Annotated in this window: 9 protein-coding genes; all 9 read right to left on the reverse strand. The window is 61.3% G+C overall.

Translation table 11 applies throughout. The features are described 5' to 3' along the window. Window positions 1-110: 110 nt before the first annotated feature. Complete coding sequence (locus PSEEN_RS24380; RefSeq protein ID WP_011536252.1) at window positions 111-1,496, reverse strand: IS4-like element ISPen1 family transposase; 1,386 nt, start codon at window positions 1,494-1,496, stop codon at window positions 111-113. Between the two features lie 162 nt (window positions 1,497-1,658). Beyond that, a complete protein-coding gene (locus PSEEN_RS26410; RefSeq protein WP_011536253.1) occupies window positions 1,659-1,937 on the reverse strand; it encodes a hypothetical protein in 279 nt (92 codons plus the stop codon). 108 nt (window positions 1,938-2,045) lie between these two features. Next, window positions 2,046-2,348 carry a hypothetical protein gene (locus tag PSEEN_RS24385; RefSeq protein WP_044488548.1) on the reverse strand — a complete coding sequence of 101 codons (303 nt, stop codon included), beginning with the start codon at window positions 2,346-2,348 and terminating at the stop codon, window positions 2,046-2,048. Beyond that, the gene (locus tag PSEEN_RS24390; protein ID WP_011536255.1) at window positions 2,341-7,005 is read right to left on the reverse strand and encodes an RHS repeat-associated core domain-containing protein; all 4,665 of its coding nucleotides are present in this window, start codon (window positions 7,003-7,005) and stop codon (window positions 2,341-2,343) included. The genes PSEEN_RS24385 and PSEEN_RS24390 overlap by 8 nt, the downstream gene beginning before the upstream one ends. Then, on the reverse strand, window positions 7,002-9,989 hold the full coding sequence (locus PSEEN_RS24395; protein WP_011536256.1) for a type VI secretion system Vgr family protein: 2,988 nt from the start codon (window positions 9,987-9,989) through the stop codon (window positions 7,002-7,004). Before PSEEN_RS24395 ends, PSEEN_RS24390 begins: the two co-directional genes overlap by 4 nt. An 85-nt stretch (window positions 9,990-10,074) precedes the next feature. Beyond that, window positions 10,075-10,593, reverse strand: a complete 519-nt coding sequence (locus tag PSEEN_RS24400) for an Hcp family type VI secretion system effector (RefSeq protein ID WP_011536257.1) — start codon at window positions 10,591-10,593, stop codon at window positions 10,075-10,077. 440 nt (window positions 10,594-11,033) lie between these two features. Then, a complete protein-coding gene (locus PSEEN_RS24405) occupies window positions 11,034-11,435 on the reverse strand; it encodes an ExbD/TolR family protein (RefSeq protein WP_011536258.1) in 402 nt (133 codons plus the stop codon). A gap of 1 nt (window position 11,436) precedes the next feature. After that, complete coding sequence (locus PSEEN_RS24410) at window positions 11,437-12,159, reverse strand: MotA/TolQ/ExbB proton channel family protein (RefSeq protein WP_011536259.1); 723 nt, start codon at window positions 12,157-12,159, stop codon at window positions 11,437-11,439. A 30-nt stretch (window positions 12,160-12,189) separates the two neighbouring features. Beyond that, entirely contained in the window at window positions 12,190-12,987 is a 798-nt protein-coding gene (locus tag PSEEN_RS24415) for an energy transducer TonB (RefSeq protein ID WP_011536260.1), read from the reverse strand. Window positions 12,988-13,315 lie beyond the last annotated feature (328 nt).

The raw sequence follows: 13,315 nt of genomic DNA on the forward strand, positions 1-13,315 counted from the left end.
GCCTTACCACCTGCAGGGTCGACACCATCTTCTAATGCTTTATCTAAACACACGATTTCGGCACGCCCGCCATGAAAAAAAGGAAAAAAGGGGACAGATTTGAATGGCACTTACTTAACATGCTTCGGATGCCCATGTTTCCGGATATCTGCCCTTGCTGATCGACGTGGTTTGGTCAGCAAGGGGTAGGCCTGAGGCCTTCGCTTTATCGCCCGAGGCTCGACACGACCAGGCCGGTTGCCTACACGCCTTTGAGCAATCAGCATCAGCAAACTTGCCAACCGATCCTCCCCCTCGCCGTAGCTGCGCTGTCGTAGCGCCAGCCATAGCTGGAGGCTGTGCTTGAAACTCAGCTCGCGGGGCAAGCAATCGGCCATTAACGCCGATTGTGACATGAGCATTCGGATCAGGTTGTGTGCCAGCAGATAGACCCACAGCTCCTTGACGGCCATCCCTGGTGTTTTGCAACTCAGTTTTCCCAGTCCCAACGTTGCTTTCAGGTTTCGTAAATCCAGTTCGACATGCCAGCGCCCTTTGTAGAGCGACCTGAGGGCTGATTTGGGTGTTTGCTTTGGGCATTGCAACGTTGTCACCAGGATCTTGCCACCGGCCTTCAGCTCTCTCACCGTCAGCCTCTCCGGCGCCTGTTCATACTGCGCCATGCTCATCCAAGGCGGCCTGCATCCAGGCTTTTTCAGCTCGATCAAATGGTCTTCCGGTCCGAGACGTTGCCCTAAAGCAAAATCCGTACTGCGCCGTCGCGCTCCGTACTGCTCAAACACCCCATCGACGCCCCTTCGCTGCAGCTCACACAACAGAAAGTAGGTAGCGTAATACGCATCACCCAACAGAATATCGCCTGTTTTCAGCACATTGAGCATTGACCTGAGCAGGGTCTGTTCATCACCACCTTTACCTCTGAAGCGGCCCAAAGCAGCGTCCAGAACGGCACCGCTACATAGACAGACAATGCCAACCATTCGGCAGAGTGGGAAACCCAGGCCGACCTTCTGCCCCCGTGATTGTGGATATGCAACCTGATTGGCAGCCGTGTCGGGCATCGAAACGGTTGTTCCATCAACAAGACGCACCGGCCGTCCCCTCCAACGCCACGACGAGGGGGCTTGATCACTGATCGATGAAGCCGTGTGACGAACCAGGGTTGAGACCATCTCCACCGGTAGGCGCTGCCTGGCTCTGCAGAAGGCGCCTGTACGAGTGCTGTTGGGCTTCATACCGTTGCAGGATCGCTTGATGGAAAAGTCATTGACCGCCTGCTGGCAGGAGCGATCAGCATTCATTGCTTGAGCCAGGAACATCGAGAGCGTTTCAGTCGGTGGGAATAGGCGCTCTCGATGTGCTGGCAACAATGACTCGACACGCTTCAGCAGTTCGGGGGCCATCAGGAGATCGAAAAATGCCTGAGCGTCACTGGTCGAAGCATGGTGGCGGAAGCGCTGCTGTTGATGCTGCAGGATTTGACGTCTACGATCCATTCTGGGCTGCGTCCTTGGCTTAATGGTGTGTGTTCGCAACTATCACCGTAGACCAAGGCCAGCCCTTCTTCATTTTTTTCCTACAGATCAAAGGGTTGGCTGCTAAGTAAGTGCCATTCACATCTGTCCCCTTTTACTTACCCCCTTTTACTCGCTGACTTTCTAGTCACCATAAGCTATTAACACCTCATCTTCCTCAATTGACACACCTAGAAAGCTCACAAAACTAACAACTTTCTCGTCGCTAATACCTCTCAAAAAAGCCACCAATATCCTTTGATGATCGGGGTAAATTCGCGCTTTACCATACGGATCTATATATACTCCCGTCTTCTGCTTGAGCGCCCAGAAGGCAGACTCAAACAATGTGAATTCTCTATCATGAATAATGAAGGAAGGCTTTTCACCCTGAGCATCAGATAAATATGAAATATCAAGCATGACTTATCACTCAAACACGCGGCGATTCGCGAAATAGCAAAAAAGGAGGGATATTTATTCTCTTTACTTTAGGCCAGTAAAAATAAATCCGCCCCCTTTTCCCTACAGTCAAAAAGGCAAAACCCCTTTCATACTAGAAAACCTCCCCACATCAACATTTTTTAACCTGAAATAGTCAAAAGCCTCCTCCACACTTGAAAACTCACTAAGCTCTTCCGTCGCATAATCCTCAAACACATCCATTTTACTTTCAAGAACGCAAAAAAAGTACGCAACATACTTTTCACCTTGCTTTTTAATCGCATATTGAAAAAAGTAGCTACCCCCATCTATATCCCGCACTTCGTCATAGCCCCTTACTTTACCTTTCTCTATAGAGGCAACCAAATTTTCAACTGAAAAACTAGCCATCTATATCAATCCTCACCATTGTCCCGTCAGAGCGTTTAATATTCACATGAGGTAAAGAGCCATGCCCTGTACCCTTAGGGTCATCATGGCCAAACACACGACCAGTATTAGAATCTATTGGATAGTCTTTCCTATAGCGGACAACACCATCCTTTTTCTTAAACTGTTCAATTTTATGTTTTTTTCTAATGCCTGCAGCATCTTGCGAACCGATCCCTCTAACTTTCTGAGCATCAGGAAACGCCTCCTGCAGCAGATCATGAGCTTCCTTCTTTGACTTAACTGTGACAACCGTTCCTTGAGGCCCCTCTCGCAGAGATTTCACTTTTTTCGGGCATGCTTTCAGCCCAAGCGGATCGACCCATGCCAACGGATTAGGCGCATATGTATATAAGTTCAGTCCACCTACATAGCGAATCGGATCTTGCCCGATAAACCGCCCAGCTTTCGGATCATAGTACCGATAGCGGTTGTAGTGCAGTCCGTTCTCATGGTCGTGGTACTGCCCCTGGAAGCGAATCGGGTTGCTCAGACCGTGCTGCTTAGCCCAGTCCGAACGCTCCTCTCGGACCTCGCCCCACGCCTTGTACTGCCCGGTCCAGGCAACGTGGCCCTGCTCATCGGTCAGTTCCATCGGCGTACCGAGATGGTCACACTGGTACCAGGCAATCGCCTCGAACGCCTGTGGTTTCACCTCGGTGTGCCACAACGGATCCTGATCGAAGTCGTATTCGCGCTGGCTCCAATCCGGTTGCTTGTGCAGGCGGATCGGGCTCTTGCGCAGAGCCTGGGCAACCGGCACGAAGCTGCCCGGCTCGTACAGGTAGTGCACGGTGCGGCCGGTGTCGCCTTCATCGCGTGGTGGTGAGCTTTCCCAGGCCAGGGTGTCGCCATCCCAACCAAACAGGGTGAAGCCACAGCCCAGTTCACGTTGGCGCTTGGCCCGTTGCAGCTGGTTCCAGCCGGTCCCCGCCTCGGGTCGATCCCAGAAATGCGCCACCGAATGCTTGTGCAGACGCCGGCCCAAGGCATCGTAGCTGTAGTCGACCTTGAGCTTATCGTCGTTGTAGCTGGCCAGCCGGTCGAACAGGTCCCAGGTGAAATGGGCATGGGAGCCGTTGTGCAGACGATGAATCAGGTTGCCGCGTTCGTCGTAACGGTAATGGGTACCGGCATACTCGCGCAGCAGGTTGTCCATCAGTTTGTTACGACGCGGATCGGCTTCCAGCGGGCGGTTCAGTTCCTGGGTTTTCTGGTCCAGCAGGTTGCCGGCCGGGTCGAAAGCGAAGGTTTCCACGCCCAAGCGGCTGGTGGCCTTGAGCAAGCGGCCGACGGGATCATACTGGTACTCCAACGGGCCACGACGGCTGTCGTGGATGTTGGTCAGCTGGCCGGCGGCGTCATAGCGGTACTGACGCTTGAGCAGCGTGGATTGACCGTCGTGGCTGCCCAGCAGTTGCTCCTGCAAGCGCCCGGCCGGGTCCCAGGCCTGGGTCTGCATCAGCTTATTGCCCTGATGGCGCACGACTTCACGGTGCAGGTCATCGCGCTCGTAGGCCAGCATTTCGTGCTGGTCGAGGGTCATGCCGAGCAGGTGGCCGCTGCCGTAGGTCAGCCAGCTGACCTTGTGGCCATCCGGGCGAATCGTGCTGACCCGCTGGTTGAGCGCATCGTATTCGTGCTGCCACACCGCAACCATCGGCGTACCCGTGGCCAGGTAGTGCTGGTGCTCACGGGTCAGGTTACCGGCCTCGTCGAAGAACCATTGCAGCTTGCTGGCGGCGTTGACCGCCTGAACCAGCTGACCATTGCCGTCGTAGGCGAAGGTTTCGCTCTGGCTTTGATCCCCCAGGCGTGCCGTACGCTCGCGCAATCGGCCCATGCGGTCGAAAGTCAGGTCGATACGACGTTGGCCGACCTGGGTGCTCGCCAATCGACCACTGTACGGGTCGTACTGGTAGCGGGTGACCAGCCCATCGAAGCCGGTCTCCTGCAGCAGCCGCCCCACCGGGTCATAGAGGAAGTTGGCCTTGCTCTCGTTTTCGTTCTCCAGCCCGATCAAGCGGCCGAGCTTGTCCCAGCGATAACGCAAGGTGTGTTCGTTGGCATCGACCCGTTCAGCGAGCAAGCCTGCGGCGCTGTACGCCCAGGTGGTGCAGCGGTCGAGGGCGTCGACGTGGGCCAGCAGGCGACCTTCGGCGTCGTAGTTGAAGCGCTCCTCGGTCTTGTCCGGGTGGGTGACCTTGGCCAGTTGCCCGGCCTTGTATTCGTAGGCGGTCTTGTTGCCGGCGGCATCGGCGAACTCGGTCAACTGGCCAAAGGCGTTGTACACCCAGCTACTGGTCTTGCCGGAACAGTCGGTGTATTCGAGCAGTTGCCCGGCATCGTTGTAGGCAACCTTCTTCTCGTTACCGAGCGCGTCCTTGATCGCCTTAACCAACCCGGCCGGGGTGTAGGCGAACTCGGTCTTGTTGCCCAGTGGGTCGACGGTCTCGACCAGGTTGCCGCGCTCGTCATAGTCGCGTAGCCACAGCCCGCCTTCGGCGTCGCTGATCTTGGTCAGTTGGTCCTGATCGTCGTAGGCGTAGTGCTCCACGCTGTGATCCGCGCGGATGTGCTTGAGCAGGTTGCTGCGCTCATCGTAGACGTAGCGGTCCTGGCTGCCGTCGGGGTGGACGTGGCGGATGACGTTCTTGCGCACGTCACGGAACAGCCATTCTTCCTGACCATCCGGGTACTTGATGCGGTAGGTGTAGCCCTGCTGGTCGTAGTAGTGCCAGGTTTCCTGGCCGTGGGCGTCGGTGACGTAGGTCAGGCGGATGCGCTCGTCCCATTCCAGACGGGTCTCGTAGCTGCCATCGTCGGCCCATTCGCGGATGGCCTTGGCGTGTGGACCGCTGCCGTCCCACTCGAGGTTGAAGCCACGGTCGGTACGGTCGGTGTAGCGGGTGATCAGGTGATGCTGGTAGGCGTAGCGCCAGGCCGCACCATGTTCGTCCTGGGCCGCGATCAGGTCGCCCTGGGCGTCGTAGTGATAGGCGCACAGTTGACGCAGCGGCTTGCCATCGACCACCTGCCACAGGCCTTGGATATGCCCATGGTCATCGAGCAACGTACCCAGTTGCAGGTGCACCTTGGTGGGGTCGTCGTCCTGATAAGTGTTGATGTCCGACAGCACCGGCCGGTCGTGATGGCGATGCTCGTAGTGCAGCATCGCGCCGGCACCACTACGTAGTTGGATATGGGTCAGGTAGAAGCGGTCGCCATGACGGGCGTAGGTCTCGCGACGATCCAGGCCCCGCAGCAGCACCAGTTGCTGCTCGGCGGTACGCACCAGGGTGAAATACTCCACCGCATCGTGGTGCGGCTTGCCCTGCTTGGGCAGTGGGTAGTCATGGCTGCGACCATCGTAGTCGTGGAACACCACGCCTTGGTCGAGCACATCGATGCAGGTGGTGAACTCGGTGAGCCAGCGGGCGCCGAGGCTGCCGTCATCCAGCTTGTCCAGGCGCGAGTTGTAGGTCCGCGTCCACTCGACCGGGAACGGGCCGGGCAAGCTGAAATCGGTATGCGACAGCGTTTCGCTGCCGAGGGCGAAGTTGATCTGGTTGGAGGTGTTGCATGGCACCCCGTTCTTGCAGCAACTCGGCGCGCCGGTGGCAGGCACTTGTGTGGTAATCGACTCGGTACGTCCTTGAGCCCCCTGCACCTTCGCTTCGGTGACGGTGTTCTGCTTGACCACAGTGTCCTTGCCCTTGGGGTTGCGGGCATGCCAGATCACGCTGCTGTTGTGCAGGATACGCCGCATGTTCTCGATCGAATGCGGGTTGGCCGCACTGGACAGGCTCAACAGCTTGCCGCTCATTTGTGGCCCGAGGGTGCGGAATTTTTTGGTGTAACCCAGCACTTCTTCCTGCACCCGGGTGGGCACGGCGTTGCTCATGAGCGTGTTGGCCGCGCCCTTGCCCATCGCCGAGTAGGCGTTGCTCAGCGCGCCGAAGGCGTTCTCGAAGGCCACCGACGGGTCGGACTTCCAGGTTTCGCTGACCTTCTGCGCCAGTTGCGCGGCCTTGTCCAGGTCGCCCTTGCTGTCGAGCTTGCCGAGAATGATCGCGTCAATGGCATCGGCAGTGTTGTTGATCAATTGCTCACCGGTCTTGGCCGCATCGGTGAGGATCGGGGTGAGCTGGCCTTCGGCGTCGGCAAGGAACTTGTCCAGCTCGCCCAGCAGGTCGGCGTTGAGATGGCCGACGATGATCTCGACCAGTGCGTCGCCGAGGACCTGTTTGCGCTCCTGGCGGGCCAGGGTCAGCATCGGCCGCAGGCCCTTGCGCGCCGCGGCCATGGTCGGCGGCGCGGGGATCACGCCGATCAGGTTGATGCCCAGGCTCACCCAATCCCACGGGTCGGGTTCCTTGGCACTGGCCAGGTTGACGATATCGCCCACGGCATCCACCAGGGCAATGATGTTGCCGATTACCGGCAACACCTCGGCGGTGTCCTTGAGCCGCTCCAGGTTGACGTAGCCGCCGCTGATCTCGCGCAGCCAGGCGTCGAACACGGCGGCGCCGCGGCTGACGTCGGCCATGCCGATCTGGTCCAGGGGAACGACCGCCGCCTGGGCTGGACGTGGTTTTTCAGAGGTATCGGCGGTCATGACATCAGTTCACTTGGCAGAAGATCGGTAGCAGTGCTCAGGCTTGGGGCCCTGAAAGCGGGGAGTTTGGGCATCGCCGGCAGCTTGGGCAGGCTTGGCAGGCTGGCCATGGCCCCCTGCGCAGCACTGCCCGCCTTGCCGGCGGCGCCCAGGGCGTTGGAGGCGGCCGGCAGCGCCGAGCTGGCGGCACTGGCCAGTTGCGGTAGGCCGGCGACGCCGCCTTTGAGCGCGCCTTGCACTTGCTGCGCACTCTGCATCGCGCCCTGTCCGGTCTTGAGCAGGTTCATGCCAGTCTTGGCCGCGTCCATGCCGCTGCCGGCCAACTGCTTGGCCTTGTCGAACAGGCCGCCTTCGCCCTTGGGCAGCGGCAGCTTGTCGACCAACGATTCGAGCTGGGTCGACAGGCTGTTCGGGTCGGGCGGCTGCACCGGCCACTCGACCTCGCCGATGTAGCTGCTCGGCGCCCACGGGGGCGTCGGGTCGCGGCCGAAGGTGACCCAGGCCGGCCCGGGCGCGGCGCCGGACACGGCGTTGAAGCCCTGCCCGTCCAGCGAGCCCTTGAGTACCGTGCCCAGGGCGTCGGTGACTTCGTAGTCGCCAGCCTTGATGCCCTTAGTGTTGGCATACAGGTTGAACAGCTCCAGCGCGCCCTTGCCGGGCTTGGGCGGCTCGGGGAAAGTACCGGCCATGCTCGCCGCGCCGATGTGGGCAAACTGCGCGGCGTGGGCGGTGTAGTTGGCGCTGGTAACGTGGGTGATGCCGCTGGCGTTGTAAGTCGTCGCGCTGCCGCCGCCCTGTACCACCAGCTCGGTCTTGGCCTTGAGGATGATGCGGTCGGCGTTGGCAGTGATGTCGAGTTTGGCCAGCAGGTTGATGCTGTCCTTGAGAGCGCGGATGTCGATGTCGCCGGAGGCCGACACGAGTTTCCAGCCCAGGCTCTGCACGAAGAAGCGCATGCCCTGGCTGGCGCTGGCCAGCAGGCGCTTGCCGATCGACATACTGGTGTGGCCGGTACTGCTCAGGGCCAGGTGGCTGCCGCTGGTGAGGTGGTTCGGGCCGGGGGTGGTCAGGGCGATGCCGGCCGGACTCGATACCACCAGGTGCGGCTGGGTGAATTCGGCGAACTCGTTTTTTGTGAGGTCACCCGGGCCGCTGCCGAGAATGCCCATGTGCTGCTTGTGCAGGTCCTTGGCCACGGCGTCCTGGTCGCCGGGCTCCTGGGCCTGCATCTGCTTGGCCAGCTCCGCCAGGCTGTCCTGCTGCTCGCTGGCGGTGGCCAGGCGTTCGGCGGTTTCGGGCAGGTCCTTGTGGTGCTTGGCTTCGTTGGCGCGGGGCTCGGTGGTGATCAGCAGGCCACCGGCTGCGCGCACGGCGCCGTGGCGGTCGGTGCGCAGTTCGAAGCCTTCACCGCGGGGGGCGCCGCCGCTCGGGCGTGGGTGGGTCAGGTAACCGAGGTTCAGCGCACTGGCGCCGTGGTCGCTGCGCAGGGCGATGCTGATTTCGCTGGTGGTGTCGTCGATGCGCAGTTCGTTGCCGCGGCTGCCCTTGTATTCCTTGCTCTTGATCGTGGCCAGGGTTTTCAGGTCGGGCAGCTTGTAGTGCGGCATGTTCACGCCGTGGTACAGGCAGCCGGTCACCAGAGGCTGGTCGGGGTCACCTTCGAGGAAGCTGACCAGCACTTCCATGCCGACCCTTGGCAATTGCAGGCCGGCGATGCCCTGCCCGGCCCAGCTGCTGGCCACGCGCATCCACACGCTGGACTTGTCGTCCGAGCGGCCTTCGCGGTCCCAGAAGAACTGCACCTTGATGCGGCCATATTCGTCGCAGTAGATCTCTTCACCGGCCGGGCCACTGACCACGGCGCGCTGCTCACCCAGCACCTTGGGTTTCGGGTGGTTCAGCGGCGGGCGGTACGGTTGCTCCCACGGGGTGACCACGAAGAAGTTGCGGTAGCCCTGCTGGAAACCGTCGAAGCGCGGGTCGATGTCGCTGGTGATGGCTTCTTCCAGGACCTGCGGCTGGCGGCCCTGGTGCTGGATTTCGGTGAGCAGCCAGAGGTCGTTCCAGCTGGCGTTGGGATGGCTGGCCAGGGTCAGGAAATGGCCACTGGCGAGCAGTGGCTGGTCGCTGTCGCCGCTCGCCTGGCGGTAGTCGCTGCGGTGACGTTCCAGGGCGCGATTGGCCAGGTGCTTGCCACGCGGGCGATCAAGGAAGCGGCCGGGGTAGTCGTAGTCTTCCAGGGCCGGCTCATCATGGCTGTCGGCCTCGCCTTCGAGCTGGATCAGCGGTTTCTTGAAGTCGTAGTCGCGGCGGGTGACGCTGCTGGTGCGGGTTTCCAGGCGCAGGGCGAAACGCTTGATCATCGGCGTGTCGGCGACCAACCCGGAGTCGTGCTGGAACTGCACCGGGGCCAGTTTCGGGAACACCGTCTGGTCGTCGCCGAACACCAGCTGGTGGCCGTCGGCGCTGTGGCGGAAGTGGTAGTGGATACCCTCTTCTTCGCACAAGCGCTGGATGAACTGCAGGTTGGACTCGTCGTACTGCACGCAGTACTCGCGCTGCGGGTACGTCGCGCCCAACTGGAATTGGTAGGCGTTGGCGAGGATGCCATGCTCCTCGAGCACCTGGGCGATGATCTCCTGCACGGTCTTGTGCTGGAACATGCGCTGGTTGATGCGGTGGGCCAGGTAGGCCAGTTGCGGGCGTAGCGTGACCTGGTAGCGGGTCAGGCGCTTGCCCGCCTCGCCTTGCGCGGCGCGGTAGATCAGGCCGTGCAGGCCGCGGCCGTCGTCGCCGAGCTGGAGGAACGCGGGCTTGTGCAGCAGGCTTTCCAGGTCCCGCGAGGGGTGCTCGCTGACCAGTTCCAGGTCGATGGCGTAAGGTTGGCTGATGGCCTCCTTGCCGTCGAAGGCAAGCACCTGGAAGTCATGCTCCAGGCCGTCGATGTGCAGGCTGAAATGGGTCTGGTTCGCGGCGGCAAACATCCCTGTCCCTCTGTTGCGAAAATTCGATGGTCAAAACGACCGCAGCCCGCGGCGCGAACGCGGCGGGCTACGGTGGAGTCCAGGCTTAGCCTGCGACCGGCGCGCGCCAGTCGTCGGAACCGGAAGTACCGGACACTTCGTGGGTCCAGGTGATCTTGCGGTAGGTGAAGTGCACGTCTTCCAGGTGGGTGAAGTGGGCGTTGCCCGGGTCCTGGCAGTTGTGCATGTAGTCCTTGATGTCGACGATGATCGCGTCTTCCAGGACGGTGGTGTAGTAGTGCTCCTGGGTGCCCTGGGCCGAGGTGCGGTACCACTTGATCTCGACCTTGGTCATGCGCTCGCCCGAGGTCAGGGCAGCCAGCAGCAGCGGCGAGGCCTTGTCGAAGACCTTGGTGATCTTCACCGGCTTGTGCACGCGCTGGCCGGTCGGCTGGCCGGACTGCGGGTCACGCGGGATGATCACTTCGTGTTCGAAGCCCTGGACCATGACCTGGTCTTCGTGGCCTTCCTGGTAGGTGTTGCCCACCGAGTCGGCGGTGAAGGCGCCGGCAGTGATCAGACCTTGTTTTTCGCCGGTGACGGCCATGTAGGCGGGAGTTGCCATGTGTTGCTCTCCTTGCTGGATAAGTGCCTGTTCTGGCAGGAAATTGCCAGTTGGCTAGCAAGAGAGTTATCAAAAGTCGTGCCAGAAAATATTTTCTTAGTACTTTCAATTACTTAAAAACGTCACGCATTCATTTGGATGCTCTAGAAAGAAAAAACCATCCAAAAGTTGCGCAACTTTTTGCGCAGTGGTGGCAAAAAGTTGCGCAGTTGGCTGTAGGCCTTGCTGCGCATGCTCTACATCAATGTATTCACACACTTATCCACATTCGAGTGCGCAACTTCTTGCGCAGTTGACCAGAGAGTCAGATTTCCCAAACAAGGCCAAAACGAGTGATCCGAGGAAGCTGGCCCGGGCATAAAAAAAGGGGCCAACCCCTGCCAAGAGATATGGCCCCAACGCACCTGCGAGAATCGCTTGCCTGAAGAGGGTCTTGCCGGTCAGCGCGCGGTGATCACCGCCAGCTTGCTGATGCCGGCCCGTTCAATGGCCGCCATCGCCCGGGCGACCTCGCCGTAGTTCACGCCATCGTCGGCCTGCAGCTGCACGCGCAGCTCGGCATCCTTGCTCTTGGCGGCCTTGAGGTTGGTCTCCAGCAGGTCCGGCTGGATCTCGTCCTTGTTGATGAACAGCTTGCCGCTGCCATCGATGCTCACCACCAACGGGTCCTTCTGCTCCACCGGGGCGACGGCCTCGGTCTTGGGCAGGTTGATGGGGATGGCGTTGGTCAGCAGCGGCGCGGTGACGATGAACACCACCAGCAGCACCAGCATGACGTCCACCAGCGGCGTGACGTTGATTTCACTCAACACTTCATCGCTGTCCTGGGTCGAGAAGGCCATGTCAGGAGGCCTCCTTCACAGGTTGGGTGAAGCCGGTGTGCTGGCGCTGCACCGCGGGGTGTACCAGCACGCGGAAGGCACTCTTCTGCGCCAGGCTGTAGAAGTCGTGGGCGAAGTCGTCGAGGTCGGCCGCGGTCAGCTTCAGGCGACGGAGGAAGTAGTTGTAGACCAGCACCGCCGGCACCGCGACGGCGATACCCACGCCGGTGGCGACCAGCGCCGCACCGATCGGGCCGGCCACGGTTTCCAGGCTGGCCGAGCCTGCCGCGCTGATGCCCTTGAGGGCTTCCATGATCCCCCACACGGTGCCGAACAGGCCGATGAACGGCGAGGTGCTGCCGATACTGGCCACCACCGCCAGGCCGGTTTCCAGCGAGCGGCGCTCGCGGACGATCTGCTGACGCAGGGCGCGCTCGAGGCGGTCCTGGTGGTTGATGGCCTGGCTCAGGTCACTGGCCTGGCCGGGCTCGCCGACCGCGATCGCCGCAAAACCCGCCTGGGCGACGCGGGCGGCCGGGCCGGGCAGGTCGTGGGCGGGCTCGGCGGCGGAGTCGAGGCTGGACGCGGCCCAGAACTGCTGGTGGAAGCGCTTGTCCTGGTTCTTCAGGCGCACGAACTGCACGACCTTGGCCAGGGCCAGCGCCCAGGTGGCGACGGAGAAGCCGACCAGCAGCCAGATGACCGCGCTTTCAACGGATTCGAGGGGGGATGCCAACAGGCTCATGATGTAGTCCTTCCTTTGTGCGGTCGCGGGTTAACGAAGCTTGAAATCGATGGGTACGCTGACCCAGCCCACCTGGGCCACGTCGCCCTGCTTGGCCGGCACGAAGCTCCAGCGCTTCACGGCGGCCAGCGCGGCGGCGTCCAGGGCGTCACGGCCGCTGCTCTTCTGGAGCTGGATCTGCCCCGGCTTGCCGCTGGGCAGCACCTCGACCCGCAGCAGCACGGTGCCTTCCCAGCCACGGCGCAGGGCCATCTGCGGGTACTCCGGCGCCGGGTTCTTCAGGTAGGCGGCGTTGGCCGAAGCCGGGGTGACCGGCGCGGGCGCTGGTGGTGCGGGAGCCGGCGCCGGGGGTGCGGGCGCGGCCACCGGAGTTGGCGGTGGCGCCTCGACCGGCTTGGGCTGCGGCTTGGCCACGGGCTTGGGTGCAGGCTTGGGTTTCGGGACCGGCTTGGGCGCGGGCTTGGCGGCCAGTTCGTCGACCACCGGTGGTGGTGGTGGCGGCTGGACCACTGGGGCTGGCGGTGGCGGTTCGACCACTGGCGGCGCCGGGGCGGCGAACTCGATGGTCATGGGCGGAATCTGCGGCGCAACGACCGGCAGCTCGGGCGTGGGCTGATGGCTGACCCAGTACGCCGCGACACCGTGCAGCACCAGCACCAGCAGGCCGAGCGCCAGTTTGTCGCGGCGCTTCAGGCCACTGACCGGCGTGCGTTGCAGGCGCAATTGCGCGAGCGGCAGGCGCAGGGTGCGGCCAAGCTCGACAAGCTCCCCCGGCGCGGGGCGCCAAGGCTGGTCGTAGGCCCGGGCGGCGGTCTGGACATTACCCATTGCTTGAGGCTCCTGGGGTGTTGATTCAGGTGTGTGGCTGAATCATCAGCGCCAGATGCTTAGTTCATAAAGTAATGTTTAAAATTAAAGTTATAGCCTTTTGGAATATTTATTTTGAGAGATTACCTCTAAGCCCCGGTTTTCATGGGGTGTGGCGATAGGGTGCTTGGTTGATGCCTTGTGGGCATATGAAATATTCGCGTAAGGCATCAGATTGTCGCGAGGGCTACGCCCTCGATCGCGACGCAAGGCCGCTCCCACAGGGGGATTGCGCACCTTGGCCCATGTGTGGGGGCAACTGTCTTCCTTGTGAAAGCTGGCCCTGCTA

This window comes from Pseudomonas entomophila L48 (assembly GCF_000026105.1).
GTDB classification, from domain to species: domain Bacteria; phylum Pseudomonadota; class Gammaproteobacteria; order Pseudomonadales; family Pseudomonadaceae; genus Aquipseudomonas; species Aquipseudomonas entomophila.